Origin of the sequence: Streptomyces sp. NPDC091281, from assembly GCF_044757425.1 — a bacterium.
Taxonomy (GTDB): Bacteria; Actinomycetota; Actinomycetes; order Streptomycetales; family Streptomycetaceae; genus Streptomyces.
Genome location: NZ_JBIVUY010000001.1, coordinates 934090 through 948998, shown reverse-complemented (window position 1 = coordinate 948998; position 14909 = coordinate 934090). Strand labels below are relative to the sequence as shown.

Genomic DNA, 14909 nt, shown 5'->3' with positions numbered 1-14909 from the left:
TGAGTTCGCAGCCCCCCACCGCCCTGGCCCCCGCGTCCGTCCCGGCCCAGGCGGGCGCACCCGCCCCGGCCCGTGCCGCCGGGTCGCCCTTCCCCACCCGCAACCCCGTCGGCGGCCATGTCCCGGTGGCGGGCGGGCTGCACTCGGTCGGCCTGTCCTACGCCCGTGACCTCCGGGCGGAGGCGGTGCAGGTCTTCGTCGCCAACCCGCGCGGCTGGGCCACCCCGGCGGGCAGTCCGGCGCAGGACGAGGCGTTCCGGGAGGCGTGCGCGGAGGGGGCGATCCCGGCGTACGTGCACGCGCCGTATCTGATCAACTTCGGTTCGCACACCGAGGAGACGGTGGACCGGTCGGTGGAGTCGCTGCGGCACTCGCTGCGCCGGGGGCGGGAGATCGGGGCGCTGGGGGTGGTGGTGCACACGGGCAGCGCGACCGGCGGGCGGGAGCGGGCGGTGGCGCTGCGGCAGGTCCGGGCGCGGCTGCTGCCGCTGCTGGAGGAGCTGACCCACGACGACGACCCGTTCCTGCTGCTGGAGTCGACGGCCGGGCAGGGGTCGTCGCTCTGCTCGCGGACCTGGGACTTCGGGCCGTACTTCGAGGCCCTGGACGCCCACCCGAAGCTGGGCGTCTGCCTGGACACCTGCCACATCTTCGCGGCGGGCCACGACCTGACCGGCCCGTCGGGGATGCACCAGACGCTGGATCTGCTGGTGGACACCGTCGGCGAGGGCCGGCTGCGGCTGATCCACGCCAACGACTCCAAGGAGGCGGTCGGCGCGCACAAGGACCGGCACGAGAACATCGGCTCCGGGCACATCGGCGAGGACCCGTTCCGCGCGCTGATGACGCACCCGGCGACGGCGGGCGTCCCGCTGGTCATCGAGACGCCCGGCGGCAAGGAGGGACACGCGGCGGACGTGGAGCGGCTGAAGAAGCTCCGCGAGGGATAGCCACACCCCCCTCCGGGAATACCCCCTAGGGGTATGTGGTTCCCCTGGTCGCAAGGTCCTGGCACCTCCGTCCGACCCCTGGGGGCACCCATGCAGCACGAGGCGCACCACTCCCACCACACACCCGGCGCGCCCGGCGGACCCACCGCGCACGACACACCCGGCGCGCACGCCCACCACGGCGCGGAACAGTCCGCGGGCCCCCTCGGCTCGTGGTCGACGGCCGTCCAGGCCACCCTGCACTGCCTCACCGGCTGTGCCATCGGCGAGGTGCTCGGCATGGTCGTCGGCACGGCGCTCGGCTGGGGCAACGTCCCCACCCTGCTCCTCGCGATCGTCCTGGCCTTCTTCTTCGGCTACGCGCTCACCCTGCGCGGGGTGCTGCGGGCGGGCGTGGGCCTGCGCACGGCCGTACGGGTGGCGCTGGCCGCGGACACCCTGTCGATCGCGGTGATGGAACTCGTCGACAACGGGGTGATCGTGCTCTGGCCGGGCGCGATGGACGCGGGGCTCGGCGACGGCCTGTTCTGGGCGGCGCTGGCGATCGCGCTGGCGGTGGCGTTCGTGCTCACCACGCCGGTCAACAAGTGGATGATCGGCCGCGGCAAGGGCCACGCCGTGGTGCACGCGTACCACTGAGCGGGCGCCGACCGGCCGGAACCCCTCGGCCCCGGGCTACAGTTCGGGGCCGTCCTCCGGCCCCTCCTGGTAGGAGTAGCGCTGCTCCCGCCAGGGGTCGCCGATGTTGTGGTAGCCCCGCTCCTCCCAGAACCCGCGGCGGTCGGCCGTCATGTACTCCACGCCCCGGACCCACTTGGGTCCCTTCCAGGCGTAGAGGTGGGGGACGACCAGGCGGAGCGGGAACCCGTGCTCGGCGGTGAGGAGTTCGCCGTCCTTGTGGGTGGCGAAGATGGTCCGCTCGGCGGCGAAGTCGTCGAGCCGGAGGTTGGAGCTGAAGCCGTACTCGGCCCAGACCATCACATGGGTGACGTCGTCCGCGGGCGGCGCGTGCCGCAGCAGGGTGCGGGCGGGCACGCCGCCCCACTCGGCGCCGAGCATGCTGAACTTCGTCACGCAGTGCAGGTCGGCGACGACGGTGGCGTACGGGAGGGCGGTGAACTCCTCGTGGGTCCAGCACCGCTTCTCCCCGTCCGCGGTGGCGCCGAAGACGCGGAACTCCCAGCGTTCGGAGCGGAACTTGGGGACCGGGCCGTAGTGGGTGACCGGCCAGCCGCGCTGAAGTCGCTGTCCCGGCGGAAGCTCGGACCGTGCCGCTTCTCCTGTTTCGCTCTCCACCGGATGACGCATGCCTTCCATCCTGACAGACCCGGGGCGGTGCGCCGGACCACCACCCATCGAATCGGGCAACTCCTACTAAGCATGCCCTAACTTACTAAGTACGCACTTACTGGACGATCTTCGGAACCGGTGAAATCATGCGGCGGCAGCCTCTCCCCGACCGTTCGTCGGCAGCCCCCTCCGGCCGACGTCTACCCCCATTCCGTGGAAGGAGCCTCTGCGATGCAGGGCGACCCCGAAGTTCTCGAATTCCTCAACGAGCAGCTCACCGGTGAGCTGACCGCGATCAACCAGTACTTCCTGCACGCCAAGATGCAGGAGAACTTCGGCTGGACGAAGCTCGCGAAGTACACCCGGCACGAGTCGTTCGACGAGATGAAGCACGCCGAGGTCCTCACCGACCGGATTCTCTTCCTGGACGGTCTGCCGAACTACCAGCGGCTGTTCCACGTGCGCGTGGGCCAGACCGTGAAGGAGATGTTCGAGGCGGACCGGCTGGTCGAGGTCGAGGCGATCGACCGCCTCAAGCGCGGGATCAAGGTGATGCGCGAGAAGGGCGACATCACGTCCGCGAACATCTTCGAGTCGATCCTGGAGGACGAGGAGCACCACATCGACTACCTCGACACCCAGCTGGAGCTGCTGGAGAAGCTCGGTGAGGCGCTCTACCTGGCGCAGCTGATCGAGCAGCCGGAGAGCTGATCCGGCGGCCGGTCGTCCCCCGGCACACCGCCCGGACTCAGGCGGCTTCCTCGAACTCCTCGGCCTCGGCGAGGTCGGCGAGGACCGGCTGCCCCTGGTCGGCGAGATCGCGCCGCGGACAGGCGCCGCGGCCGAGGATGGCCTGGATGCGCCGGACGCAGGAACCGCAGTCCGTGCCCGCCTTGCAGGCGGAGGCGATCTGGCGGGGCGTGCAGGCGCCGTCGGCCGCGTGCTTGCGCACCTGCTGTTCGGTGACACCGAAGCAACTGCAGACGTACACGCGGTTCACCTCCCGGGCGGGATCGTCGGACGGGCCGCCCCGAAATTCGGTGAGGCAAACCTAACCTTACCCGGACCGCAGTGGCCGTAAAAGTGCTGTGGGGCGCGGATCGTATGTGATCCGCGCCCCAGTCACGCGCGCGTAACAGGTGAACCTTCGCAGGTGCCCCTACGGGCTTCCGTGCCCGCTGCGGCCGCTGTCCCTACTGGTCCCGGTACATCTCGGCCACGAGGAAGGCCAGGTCGAGGGACTGGCTGCGGTTGAGGCGCGGGTCGCAGGCCGTCTCGTAGCGCTGGTGCAGGTCGTCGACGAAGATCTCGTCGCCGCCGCCCACGCACTCGGTGACGTCGTCGCCGGTCAGCTCCACGTGGATGCCGCCCGGGTGGGTGCCGAGCGCCTTGTGGACCTCGAAGAAGCCCTTGACCTCGTCGAGCACGTCGTCGAAGCGGCGCGTCTTGTGGCCGGAGGCCGCCTCGAAGGTGTTGCCGTGCATCGGGTCGGTGACCCAGGCGACGGTCGCGCCCGAGGCGGTGACCTTCTCCACCAGCTCCGGCAGCTTGTCGCGGACCTTGTCGGCGCCCATGCGGACGATGAAGGTCAGCCGGCCCGGCTCCCGGTCGGGGTCGAGGCGCTCGATGTACTCCAGCGCGTCCTCGGCCGTGGTCGTCGGGCCGAGCTTGATGCCGATCGGGTTGCGGATGCGCGACGCGAACTCGATGTGCGCGTGGTCCAGCTGCCGGGTGCGCTCACCGATCCACACCATGTGCCCGGAGACGTCGTACAGCCGGCCGGTGCGGGAGTCGACGCGGGTGAGGGCGGACTCGTAGTCGAGGAGCAGCGCCTCGTGGGAGGCGTAGAACTCGACCGTCTTGAACTCCTCCGGGTCGGCCCCGCAGGCGTGCATGAAGTTGAGCGCGTTGTCGATCTCGCGGGCAAGCTGCTCGTAGCGCTGGCCGGACGGGGAGGAGCGCACGAAGTCCTGGTTCCAGGCGTGGACCTGGCGCAGGTCGGCGTAGCCGCCGGTGGTGAAGGCGCGGACCAGGTTCAGCGTGGACGCGGACGCGTGGTACATCCGCTTCAGGCGCTCGGGGTCCGGGATGCGGGCGGCCTCGTTGAAGTCGAAGCCGTTGACCGAGTCGCCGCGGTAGGTCGGCAGGGTCACGCCGTCGCGGGTCTCGGTCGGCTTGGAGCGCGGCTTGGAGTACTGGCCCGCGATCCGGCCGACCTTCACCACCGGCACCGAGGCCGCGTAGGTGAGGACGGCGCCCATCTGGAGGAGCGTCTTCAGCTTGTTGCGGATCTGGTCGGCGGACACCGCGTCGAAGGCCTCGGCGCAGTCGCCGCCCTGGAGGAGGAACGCCTCGCCCTTGGCGACGGACGCGAGCCGGGCGCGCAGCTGGTCGCACTCGCCCGCGAAGACGAGCGGCGGATACGACTCGAGGTCCGCGATCACTGCGCGCAGAGCCTCGGGGTCGGGGTACTCGGGCTGCTGCGCCGCGGGCAGGTCTCGCCAGGTGTTGCCGGCACTCGCGCCGGTCTTAGCGTTCACGGTCACGAACCCCACATTACGGGGTCGTGTCGAGTGATTTTCCGTCGGCTCGACAGATGAGACGCGCGCTGCGTCACACGCGCGGGGCCCGTGCGGGCATGGGGTAGGGTGCCCCGCATGTTCGCGCATCCGACCCAGACCCACCAGAACTGGTGGTGGACCGCTCACCCGGCGGCCCACTGACTCTGCGCGTACGCACCACTTCGCGAAGGCCGCCCGAGGGGCGGCCTTCGGTGTGTCCGGGGCCGTTCCTCTCCCGCTGAGGAGGACCGCCCCATGACACCCGACCCGCATCCCCTGACCGACCTCGCGCACGACACCCGCCCCTTCGCCCTGCTGCGCCGGGAGGGCCCCGGGCACGACGGCGGCACCGTCGAGCTGCTGATCGGCCCCGTCGCCGTCCGCGAACGGCTGGCCGACCTGCCGGACACGTGCCTGGCGCTCGTCCCGTTCCGCCAGATCCGCGAGCGCGGCTTCGACGTCCGCGACGACGGCACCCCGCTGACGGTGCTGATCCCCGAGGAGCGGTACGAGATCCCGCTCGCCGACGCCCTGGAACGGCTGCCCGCGCACGCGGTGCGCGTCGAGGACGGCGCCTTCGACGTGGCCGACGCGGCGTACGCGGAGATCGTCGGGCGGGTGCTGCGGGACGAGATCGGGCGCGGCGAGGGCGCCAACTTCGTGATCCGGCGGACCTACGAGGGCCGGATCGACGGGTTCTCCCGCGCCGACGCGCTGGCCCTGTTCCGGCGGCTGCTGGCGGGCGAGCGGGGCGCGTACTGGACGTTCGTCGTGCACACCGGGGAGCGGACGCTGGTCGGGGCGAGCCCGGAGGCGCACGTGCGGATGAGCGGCGGCACGGTCGTCATGAACCCGATCAGCGGGACGTACCGCTATCCCGGCGACGGGCCGACCCCGGAGCACCTGCTTCAGTTCCTCGCCGACGGCAAGGAGGTCGAGGAGCTGTCGATGGTCGTCGACGAGGAACTCAAGATGATGTGCACCGTCGGCGACCGGGGCGGGGTGGTGGTGGGGCCGCGGCTGAAGGAGATGGCGCACCTCGCGCACACCGAGTACGAGCTGCGCGGGAAGTCCTCGCTGGACGTGCGGGAGGTGCTGCGGGAGACGATGTTCGCGGCGACGGTCACCGGCTCGCCGGTGCAGAACGCCTGCCGGGTGATCGAACGGTACGAGTCCGGCGGGCGCGGCTACTACGCGGGCGCGCTGGCCCTGCTCGGCCGGGACGCGGGCGGCGCCCAGACCCTCGACTCCCCCATCCTGATCCGGACCGCCGACATCGACGCGGCCGGGCGGCTGCGGGTGCCGGTCGGGGCGACCCTGGTGCGCGGCTCGGACCCGGCGGGCGAGGTCGCCGAGACCCACGCGAAGGCGGCGGGCGTCCTCGCGGCCCTCGGCGTCCGCCCCGGCCGCCCCGCCGCCGAGGGCGCGCGGCCCCGGCTCGCCGACGATCCGCGGGTGCGGGCGGCGCTGGACGGGCGGCGGGCGGCACTGGCGCCGTTCTGGCTGCGGATGCGGGAGCGGACCGGTGACCTCACCGGGCACGCCCTCGTCGTCGACGCCGAGGACACCTTCACCGCGATGCTGGCCCACCTGCTGCGCTCGACGGGCCTGGACGTGACCGTCCGGCGCTACGACGAGCCGGGGCTGCGGGAGGCGGCGCTCGGGCACGCCGGTCCGGTGGTGCTGGGGCCGGGGCCGGGCGATCCCGGGGACCCGGACGATCCCCGGATGCGGTTCCTGCGCGAGCTGACCGCGCGGTTGCTGCGCGAGCACCGGCACGGGGTGCTCGGCGTGTGCCTCGGGCACGAGCTGATCGCGGCGGAGCTGGGACTGGACCTCGTCCGCAAGGAGGTGCCGTACCAGGGGGCGCAGACGGTGGTCGACTTCTTCGGGCGGCCGGAGACCGTCGGGTTCTACAACAGCTACGTGGCGCACTGCGACGACGACGCCCGGCAGGAACTGACCGCGCACGGCGTCGAGGTGAGCCGCGCCGCGAACGGCGAGGTCCACGCCCTGCGCGGCCCCGGCTTCGCGGGCGTCCAGTTCCATCCGGAGTCGGTGCTGACGCTGGACGGGGTGGCGGTGGTCCGGGAACTGGCGGCCGGGCTGCGGGGCGCGGGGACCGGGACGGGGTCCGGGTCCGGGGCGTTCGCCGGGCGGCGGTCCGCGCGGTAGCGGGGTGGGGCGGGCGGTGCCGCGTGCTGCGGGGAGCCGGGGCGCGCGGCACCGCCGTTCGGGCGGGGCGGGGTGTCAGCCGAAGAAGACGCCCGCCTCCGCGTACAGCCGGGGGTCGACCGTCTTGAGGCGGGCCGTGGCTTCCGCGAGGGGGACGCGGACGATGTCGGTGCCGCGCAGGGCGACCATGGTGCCGAAGGCGCCCTCGTGGACGGCGTCGATGGCGTGCAGGCCGAAGCGGGTGGCGAGCCAGCGGTCGAAGGCGCTGGGGGTGCCGCCGCGCTGGACGTGGCCGAGGACGGTGGTGCGGGCCTCGTTGCCGGTGCGCTTCTCTATCTCGCGGGCCAGCCACTCCCCGACACCGGAGAGCCGGACGTGCCCGAAGGCGTCCAGGGTCTCGTCCTTGAGGACCACGTCGCCGTCCTTCGGCATGGCGCCCTCGGCGACGACGACGATCGGGGCGTACGAGGCGCGGAAGCGGGAGGTGACCCAGCCGCAGACCTGCTCGACGTCGAAGCGCTGCTCGGGGATGAGGACGACGTTGGCGCCGCCCGCGAGGCCCGCGTGCAGGGCGATCCAGCCCGCGTGACGGCCCATCACCTCCACGACCAGGACCCGCATGTGGGACTCGGCGGTGGTGTGGAGGCGGTCGATGGCCTCGGTGGCGATGTTGACGGCGGTGTCGAAGCCGAAGGTGTAGTCGGTGGCGGACAGGTCGTTGTCGATGGTCTTCGGCACGCCCACGCAGGGGACCCCGTACTCGTCGCCGAGCCGGGCGGCGACACCGAGGGTGTCCTCGCCTCCGATGGTGATCAGGGCGTCGACGCGCTGCCGTCGGAGGGTCTCGCGGAGGCGGCGGACGCCGTTCTCCACCTGGAAGGGGTTGGTGCGCGAGGAGCCGATGATGGTGCCGCCGCGGGGCAGGATGCCCCGGACGGCGGGGAGGTTCAGCCGGGTCGAGCGCTGTTCGAGGGGCCCGCGCCAGCCGTCGCGGTAGCCGAGGAACTCGTGGCCGTACTCCTGGACGCCCTTGCGGACGACGGCCCGGATCACCGCGTTCAGGCCGGGGCAGTCGCCGCCCCCGGTCAGTACTCCGACGCGCATGGACGTGTCCCTTCGCCGGTGGTCGCGTGACGCATCCTGACGAAGTCCCACGGTAAGGGTGACTCAGGTCACACCGGTACGGTCGGGCGGCACAATTCCCGTGAACGTGGGGGCAGTCGGCCGGGTCTACTCGTCGTCGAGGCCGCGCTCTATCGCGTACCGCACGAGTTCCACCCGGTTGTGGAGCTGGAGTTTGCCCAGGGTGTTCTGCACGTGGTTCTGGACGGTGCGGTGGGAGATGACGAGGCGTTCGGCGATCTGCTTGTAGCTGAGGCCCTTGGCGACCAGCCGCAGCACCTCGGTCTCCCGGTCGGTGAGCCGGGGCGCGTCGGGTTCGTCGGTGCCGCCGGCGGGCGCGGGCTCGGCGGCCAGCCGCCGGTACTCGCCGAGGACCAGTCCGGCGAGGCCCGGCGTGAACACCGGGTCGCCGACGGCGGTACGGCGGACCGCGTCGAGGAGTTCCTCCGTGGACGCCGACTTCAGCAGATAGCCGGTGGCCCCCGACTTCACGGCCTCCAGGACGTCGGCGTGCTCCCCGCTCGCGGACAGCACCAGCACCCGCAGCGCCGGGTCGGCCGCCACGACCTCCTTGCACACCTGGACGCCCGGCTTGGCGGGCAGGTTGAGGTCCAGCACCAGGACCTCGGGGGCGGCGGCCCGCGCCCGGCGTACCGCCTGTTCGCCGTCGCCCGCGGTGGCGACGACGTCGAAGCCCGCCTCGGCCAGGTCGCGGGCGACGGCGTCGCGCCACATCGGGTGGTCGTCGACCACCATGACCCGGATCGGGCGCCGCCCGCCGTCGGCCGCGCCGCCCGTCGTCTCCCCGGTGCTCATCGCGTTCCCGCCTTCCCCCGCTTCGCGTCCTGCTGCTGGTTCTTCCGGTTCTTCCGGTCCGTCGTCGACTGCTCCTTGGGCACGGTCAGTTCGACCTCCGTGCCCTGCCCCGGCGTCGACACCCACGCGGCGCCGCCGCCCAGGTCGCGCAGCCGCCCCCGGATGGACTGGGCGGCCCCGAGCCGCCCCTCCCCCTCGGCCTGCGCGAGCCGCCCCTCGGGAATGCCCGGCCCGTCGTCCCGTACGGTCACGACGACCTGGTCCGGCTCGTCCTCCACCAGGATCCAGGCCCGCGCCGACTCCCCCGCGTGCCGCCGTACGTTGTCCAGCGCGGCGCCCACGGCGGCGGCCACCTCACGGGCCGCGTGGGCGGGCAGCGGGACGGGCGCGCCGGGCTCGGACAGCGCGACCCGGGCGGCGGCGTACGGCGCGAGCAGGGACCGCAGGTCGACCGGGGCGCCGTCCGCGTCGTCGTCCTCGTCGGCGTCGGGGATGTCGACCACCCGGACCAGGGCGCCGTCGGCGGCGTCCTCGGAGACGCGGGAGACCGGGACCAGGCCGCCGGAGACCAGGGTGCGCAGCGCGACCTCCTGCTCGCCCGCCATCCGGCCCAGCTCGGCCGCCTCCCCGCCGAGGACCGCGCCCCGGCGCTGCACCATCGCCAGCACCTGGAGCACGCTGTCGTGGATGTCCCGGGCCAGGCGCTCCCGCTCGCGGGTCGCCGCCTCGATCTCCAGCGCGCGGGCGAGGGTGCGCTCGGAGGCGCGGGCGACCTCGACGACGTAGCCGATGGCGATGGAGGCGACCCAGACGAGGATCACGTTGTGGACGGTGTCGCGGGCCGGGTGGCCGCGCTCCAGGAGGTTGGCGACGGCGACCGGGGTGGAGGCGAACGCGGCCCAGCGCCAGCCGCCCTTGATGGCGTAGGCGAGGACCGCGCCGGCGGTCCAGATCGACGGGAGGGTCGGGCCGCCGTCCTGGATGTGCGCCTCGCTGACGACCAGCGGGGTCAGCAGGATGCCGGAGAGCGCGACGGTGAGGTCCGCCGCCAGGAACGGCTTGGTGCAGGCGGTCGCGTTCTGCACGCGGGGCAGGGTGGCGAGCGTCCAGACGGCGAGGACGGCGTAGTAGGCGACGGCGAGGCCGGGCCGGTCGTAGTCGTCGTACGCGGAGGCGAACAGGCCGACCGCGTACAGCATGGTCAGCACCCGGTAGGCGGTGAGCGCGCGCCACAGCGGCAGCTCGACCGACATCCTCATGACTCTCTCGCGCCTGGCCATGTGTTCCCCGTGCCCCCCGTGTCCCGCGTGTTCCCGTGATCCCCCGGCCCCCCTCGGCCCAGGGGCGCCCCCGCTAGGGCGCGGACCCCTCGGGCCCGTCCTGCTCCTGCCCGTCCTGCTCCTGCGCGGCCTGCTTCTGCTCGGCCTGTTCCTTCTTCTCCTGGTCCTTCTCGGCCTGTTCCTTCTTCTCCTGGTCCTTCTCGGCCTGGGCCAGGGCGGCCTTCGCCGCCTTCTCGGCCTTCTCGGCCTCCTTGTCGGCCTTCGCCGCGTCCGCGATCTGCCGCTTGGCGGCCGTCGCGTACATGTCGACGTACTCCTGGCCGGAGAGCTTCATGATCTCGTACATGACCTCGTCGGTCAGCGCGCGCAGCACGAAGCGGTCGTGGTCCATGCCCTCGTAGCGGCTGAAGTCCAGCGGGCGGCCGATGCGGATGCCGGGCCGCATCACCTTCGGCATCACCTGGCCGGGCGGCTGGATCTTCTCGGTGTCGATCATCGCGACCGGGATGACGGGCGCGCCGCTGGCGAGCGCCATGCGCGCGAGGCCGCCGGGCTTGCCGCGGTAGAGGCGGCCGTCGGGCGAACGGGTGCCCTCCGGGTAGATGCCGAACAGCTCACCCCGCTCCAGCACCTCCATGCCGCTGCGAATCGCCGCCTCGCCCGCGCCGCGCGCGCCCGAGCGGTCCACCGGGAGCTGTCCGACGCCCTTGAAGAACGCCGCCGTCAGACGACCCTTCACACCGGGCGTGGTGAAGTACTCGGCCTTGGCGATGAAGGTGACCTTGCGGTCGAGGACGGCGGGCAGGAAGAAGGAGTCCGAGAAGGAGAGGTGGTTGCTCGCCAGGATGGCGGCCCCGTCGGCGGGGACGTTCTCCAGACCTTCCACCCAGGGCCTGAAGATCACCTTCAGCGGCCCCCCGATGGAGACCTTCATCGCGCCGTACAACAACCGAGTGCCTCCTGTAGGTGTCGCTCAGACCTTAACCCGGAGTCGCCCCAAAGGCCCCGACGACCCTGGTCGGTGTCAGTGCGGTCGCGTACGGTGAAACAGACGTCCCTCGACGCGACGAGGAAAACGGACAACAGGCCAGAAACAAGAAGTTCGGACGTCAAGAGTTCAGACGTCACACGACGGAAGAGAAGACGGAAGACAGGAGACCGAGGTGCCGGTCGTTCCTGGAGCCGAGCCGTATCACCACGAGGGCGGGGAGGTCGGCGTCCTCCTCTGCCACGGCTTCACCGGCTCCCCCCAGTCGCTGCGCCCCTGGGCGCGGTATCTCGCCGGGCACGGCCTGACCGTCGCGCTGCCTCTGCTGCCGGGCCACGGCACCCGCTGGGAGGACCTGGCGCTCACCGGCTGGCAGGACTGGTACGCCGAGGTCGAGCGGGAGCTGCGCGCGCTGCGCGGCCGGTGCGCGCGGGTGTTCGTGGCGGGGCTGTCGATGGGCGGGACGCTGGCGCTGCGGCTCGCCGCGCGGCACGGCGAGGGGGCCGACGGCGTCGAGGGCGTGATCGTCGTCAACCCGGCGAACCGGGTGCACGGACTCGCCGCCCGCGCCCTCCCCGTCGCCCGCCATCTCGTACGGTCGTCGAAGGGCATCGTGAGCGACATCGCCGAGGAGGGCGTCCTGGAGACCGGATACGAGCGGGTGCCGCTGCACGCGGCGCACTCCCTGCGGAGGTTCCTGTCGCTGACCGACGGCGAACTCCCCCAGGTGACCCAGCCGCTGCTGCTCCTGCGCAGCGTGCGGGACCATGTGGTGCCGGCCGCCGACTCCGCCCGCGTCCTCGGACGGGTGTCGTCCACGGACGTGACCGAGGTCCTGCTGGAACAGAGCTACCACGTGGCGACGTTGGACCACGACGCGGACCGGATCTTCGAGGAGAGCCTCGCGTTCATCGGCCGGCTCGCACCCAGTGTCGGCAAGGAAGGGACGACGGCAGGTGGCTGAGCACGACTCCGACCGCGAGGACCGTGACGAGCGGGAGGGCGCGGAAGGTACGGAGGGCGGGGAGGGCCGCGGCGGGCGGGACGGCGCCCGCGGACGCGAGGGCGGTCACGGCCGCGAGCCGGAGGAGCAGAGCGTGCCCTTCGACGAGGCGGCCGCGTGGGAGGCGATCGTCGCGGCGTACGGGGAGGAGCCCGCCGACCCGCCGGGCGCCAAGCCGTTCAAGTCGGTCGAGGACCTCGCCCTCCTGGAGGCGGAGCCCAACGACGGCCCGTCCGGGCCCGGGGCGCCGACGACCGGCCACGCGGGCGCGCCCGGCACCGCGGCGGCGGACCCCGCGGCCGTGCCCAAGGCGCCCGACGTGCCCGAGGCACCCGAGAAGGTCGCCGAACCCGACGCGGAGAAGGCGCCCGCGCAGCCGCTGGGCGGCTCGGTGTCTTTCGCACCGGGGGTCGGGCCGCGCGACTACTCGCCGCCGGAACCGGCCGAGGAAGACCTCGACGCGGACGACGAGGGCCACTTCGTGCCGCCGGAGCCGCCGCCGCTGCCGCCCGCCGACACGACGGCGAAGTTCGCCTGGCTCGGCGTGATCGGCGGGCCGATCCTGCTGCTGCTGACGGTGGTGCTCGGCTGGGACATGACCTGGTGGCTCGGGACCCTCGCCATCGGCGGCTTCCTCGGCGGCTTCGCCACGCTCGTGGCCCGCATGGGCCCGGACGACGAGGAGAACGACGGCGATCCGGGGCGGGGCGCGGTGGTCTGAGGGGCCGGGCGGCCCGGTGCGGGCCGCCCGGAACGCTTCTTGGAACAGGTCTGACCTAGCTCGCCGGGACGCGGATCGCCGCCAGCAGGGGCAGGTGGTCGGTGGCGGTCCTGAGGTCCTCGGAGGTGACGCCCGGCAGGTCGAGCGGGACGCCGCAGCCGAGGACCTCGACGCCCTTGGTGGCGAGGAGGGCGTCGATACGGCGGTCGGCGCCGCTCGCCGGGAAGGTGAGGTCGCCGTCGCCCCAGGGCGCGGTGGCCCGGCAGTCCTGGAGGCCGGTGGTGAGGCGGGTGAAGGCGCGTCCGCCGGGGCGCTCGTTGAGGTCGCCGCCCGCGATCGCGTGCTCCGTGCCCAGCCCGGCCAGCCGGTCGAGGAGCATCCCGGCCTGGTCGTGGCGCTCGTCGGCGCGCAGGCTGAGATGGCAGCTGAGGACGCCGAGGCGGGCGCCGCCGAAGCGGACCACGGCGGTGGCGAAGCCGCGCCGGTGCTGTCCCGGGACGAGCGGCAGGAGGACGTCCTCGGTGCGTTCGACGGTGGCCCGCAGCGAGCACAGCACGGCGGGGCCCGCGGCGGTGGCACCGCCGGTGAGGATCACCTGCCCGGAGGCGGCGGCCAGCCGGGCGAGCTTCTTGCGCCAGCGGAAGAACCGCGGCGCCTCCTGGACGAGGACGAGATCGGGCGCGCAGGCGGTGATGACCCGGGCGAGGGCGTCGGTGTCGTCCTGGAGCGAGCGGACGTTGTAGCTGAGGACCCGGAGGACGGCCGAACCGTCGGCTTCGGTGCGGGAGGCGGGAAGAGGCGTCACCATGCGGTCACGATAGCCACGCGGGGCGGTGCCCGTGTCGCGCAGGACGGTGCCCGGGTCGCGCCCGGCGGTCGGGCCCGGGAACCGGACGGTCCCCCGTGCCTCGGGAGGCGCGGGGGACCGTCGGTGGTGACCAGGTGACCAGGTGACCAGGTGACCGGGTAGCCAGGTGGCCGGGTGGCCGGACCAGTGCGGCTACATGATCGGGTCGGGCTCGCGGGCGAGGTCCGCCGCGCCGACCATGCCCGCCTTGTTGCCGAGCTGGGCGGCGATGACGTCGGCGACCGGGCGCCAGTTGCCGCCGACCAGCCAGCGCTTGTACGACTTGCGGATCGGGTCCAGGACCAGGTCGCCCTCGTCGGAGAGGCCGCCGCCGACGATGAAGGCGGACGGGTCGAAGAGGGAGGCGAGGTCGGCGAGCCCGGCCCCGGCCCAACGGGCCAGTTCGCGGTACGAGTCGACGGCCACCGGGTCGCCCTGGCGGGCGGCCATGGAGATGTGCTTGCCCTCGATGCCGTCGGGGCTGCCGTCGCCCAGTCCGAGCAGGACCTCGGCCCGCTCGGGGGTGGCGTTGGCGCGCTGCTTGGCGTATCTCACGAGGGCGCGGCCGGAGGCGTACTGCTCCCAGCAGCCCTGCGAGCCGCAGCCGCACAGCAGGCCGTCCGGGACCATCCGGATGTGGCCGAACTCGGCGGCCACGCCGAAGTGTCCGCGGCGCAGCTTGTTGCCGATGATGATGCCGCCGCCGAGGCCGGTGCCGAGCGTGATGCAGATGACGTTGCGGTGGCCCTTGCCCGCGCCGAAGCGGTACTCGCCCCAGGCCGCGGCGTTGGCGTCGTTCTCCACCACGACGGGGAGGCCGACGCGCGCCTCGACCTTCTCCTTGAGCGGTTCGTTGCGCCAGTCGATGTTGGGCGCGAAATAGACCGTGGAACGCTGCCGGTTGACGTATCCGGCGGCGCCGATGCCGACGCCGACGATGTCGTGCCCGGCGCGGGCGCCCTCCACGGCCGAGGCGATGGCGTCCACGATGCCCTCGGGCGTGCCCGGGGTCGGCACCTTGAAGGTCGAGAGGATGTTGCCTTCCTCGTCGACCACGCCGGCCGCGATCTTCGTGCCGCCGATGTCGACGCCGATGGTGAGTCCCATGAATCCCTCAGTTTCGGTCGAGCCCCGCTACGGCCAACCGTACCCGAGG

Annotated in this window: 16 protein-coding genes; 7 read left to right on the top strand and 9 right to left on the bottom strand. The window is 72.8% G+C overall.

What is annotated here, in order from left to right:
- Window positions 1–23: 23 nt before the first annotated feature.
- Both ACIQPQ_RS04170 and ACIQPQ_RS04165 read left to right on the top strand, forming a co-directional pair.
- Complete coding sequence (locus tag ACIQPQ_RS04170; protein WP_401299648.1) at window positions 24–950, top strand: deoxyribonuclease IV; 927 nt, start codon at window positions 24–26, stop codon at window positions 948–950.
- A gap of 90 nt (window positions 951–1040) precedes the next feature.
- Window positions 1041–1589, top strand: coding sequence for a DUF4396 domain-containing protein (locus tag ACIQPQ_RS04165; RefSeq protein ID WP_401299397.1), 549 nt, complete (start codon window positions 1041–1043; stop codon window positions 1587–1589).
- A gap of 36 nt (window positions 1590–1625) precedes the next feature.
- Here ACIQPQ_RS04165 and ACIQPQ_RS04160 read toward each other — a convergent pair whose 3' ends face one another.
- The gene (locus ACIQPQ_RS04160) at window positions 1626–2258 is read right to left on the bottom strand and encodes a sulfite oxidase-like oxidoreductase (RefSeq protein WP_401299395.1); all 633 of its coding nucleotides are present in this window, start codon (window positions 2256–2258) and stop codon (window positions 1626–1628) included.
- Window positions 2259–2471: 213 nt separating this feature from the next.
- On the opposite strand from ACIQPQ_RS04160, the gene bfr reads away from it, so the two are divergent.
- On the top strand, window positions 2472–2951 hold the full coding sequence (gene bfr, locus ACIQPQ_RS04155) for a bacterioferritin (protein WP_383780333.1): 480 nt from the start codon (window positions 2472–2474) through the stop codon (window positions 2949–2951).
- Between the two features lie 37 nt (window positions 2952–2988).
- On the opposite strand, the gene ACIQPQ_RS04150 is transcribed toward bfr, so the two are convergent.
- Together ACIQPQ_RS04150 and ACIQPQ_RS04145 are read right to left on the bottom strand one after the other, a co-directional pair.
- On the bottom strand, window positions 2989–3240 hold the full coding sequence (locus tag ACIQPQ_RS04150) for a bacterioferritin-associated ferredoxin (protein ID WP_401299391.1): 252 nt from the start codon (window positions 3238–3240) through the stop codon (window positions 2989–2991).
- A 193-nt stretch (window positions 3241–3433) separates the two neighbouring features.
- Window positions 3434–4786, bottom strand: coding sequence for a class II 3-deoxy-7-phosphoheptulonate synthase (locus ACIQPQ_RS04145; protein WP_401299388.1), 1353 nt, complete (start codon window positions 4784–4786; stop codon window positions 3434–3436).
- Between the two features lie 111 nt (window positions 4787–4897).
- On the opposite strand from ACIQPQ_RS04145, the gene ACIQPQ_RS04140 reads away from it, so the two are divergent.
- Together ACIQPQ_RS04140 and ACIQPQ_RS04135 are read left to right on the top strand one after the other, a co-directional pair.
- Window positions 4898–4963: a trp operon leader peptide gene (locus ACIQPQ_RS04140; RefSeq protein WP_383780347.1), complete on the top strand. Its 66-nt coding sequence runs from the start codon at window positions 4898–4900 to the stop codon at window positions 4961–4963.
- Between the two features lie 93 nt (window positions 4964–5056).
- Window positions 5057–6976, top strand: a complete 1920-nt coding sequence (locus ACIQPQ_RS04135; RefSeq protein ID WP_401299385.1) for an anthranilate synthase family protein — start codon at window positions 5057–5059, stop codon at window positions 6974–6976.
- Between the two features lie 75 nt (window positions 6977–7051).
- On the opposite strand, the gene ACIQPQ_RS04130 is transcribed toward ACIQPQ_RS04135, so the two are convergent.
- The 4 genes from ACIQPQ_RS04130 to ACIQPQ_RS04115 all read right to left on the bottom strand — a co-directional run bounded on the left by ACIQPQ_RS04130 (window position 7052) and on the right by ACIQPQ_RS04115 (window position 11128).
- Complete coding sequence (locus tag ACIQPQ_RS04130) at window positions 7052–8080, bottom strand: 6-phosphofructokinase (protein WP_401299382.1); 1029 nt, start codon at window positions 8078–8080, stop codon at window positions 7052–7054.
- A 126-nt stretch (window positions 8081–8206) separates the two neighbouring features.
- A complete protein-coding gene (locus ACIQPQ_RS04125; protein WP_401299380.1) occupies window positions 8207–8914 on the bottom strand; it encodes a response regulator in 708 nt (235 codons plus the stop codon).
- The gene (macS, locus tag ACIQPQ_RS04120) at window positions 8911–10194 is read right to left on the bottom strand and encodes a MacS family sensor histidine kinase (RefSeq protein ID WP_401299377.1); all 1284 of its coding nucleotides are present in this window, start codon (window positions 10192–10194) and stop codon (window positions 8911–8913) included. Before macS ends, ACIQPQ_RS04125 begins: the two co-directional genes overlap by 4 nt.
- A 73-nt stretch (window positions 10195–10267) precedes the next feature.
- The gene (locus ACIQPQ_RS04115) at window positions 10268–11128 is read right to left on the bottom strand and encodes a lysophospholipid acyltransferase family protein (protein WP_401299645.1); all 861 of its coding nucleotides are present in this window, start codon (window positions 11126–11128) and stop codon (window positions 10268–10270) included.
- Between the two features lie 229 nt (window positions 11129–11357).
- Here ACIQPQ_RS04115 and ACIQPQ_RS04110 point away from each other — a divergent pair, with 229 nt between their 5' ends.
- A complete protein-coding gene (locus ACIQPQ_RS04110) occupies window positions 11358–12146 on the top strand; it encodes an alpha/beta hydrolase (RefSeq protein WP_383780409.1) in 789 nt (262 codons plus the stop codon).
- The gene (locus ACIQPQ_RS04105; RefSeq protein ID WP_401299374.1) at window positions 12139–12906 is read left to right on the top strand and encodes a hypothetical protein; all 768 of its coding nucleotides are present in this window, start codon (window positions 12139–12141) and stop codon (window positions 12904–12906) included. Before ACIQPQ_RS04110 ends, ACIQPQ_RS04105 begins: the two co-directional genes overlap by 8 nt.
- 55 nt (window positions 12907–12961) lie before the next feature.
- On the opposite strand, the gene ACIQPQ_RS04100 is transcribed toward ACIQPQ_RS04105, so the two are convergent.
- Both ACIQPQ_RS04100 and ACIQPQ_RS04095 read right to left on the bottom strand, forming a co-directional pair.
- Window positions 12962–13714 (bottom strand): endonuclease/exonuclease/phosphatase family protein, encoded by a 753-nt coding sequence (locus tag ACIQPQ_RS04100; protein WP_401299371.1) that lies wholly within the window; start codon window positions 13712–13714, stop codon window positions 12962–12964.
- A 192-nt stretch (window positions 13715–13906) separates the two neighbouring features.
- Entirely contained in the window at window positions 13907–14860 is a 954-nt protein-coding gene (locus tag ACIQPQ_RS04095; RefSeq protein ID WP_383780403.1) for an ROK family glucokinase, read from the bottom strand.
- Between the last annotated feature and the right edge of the window lie 49 nt (window positions 14861–14909).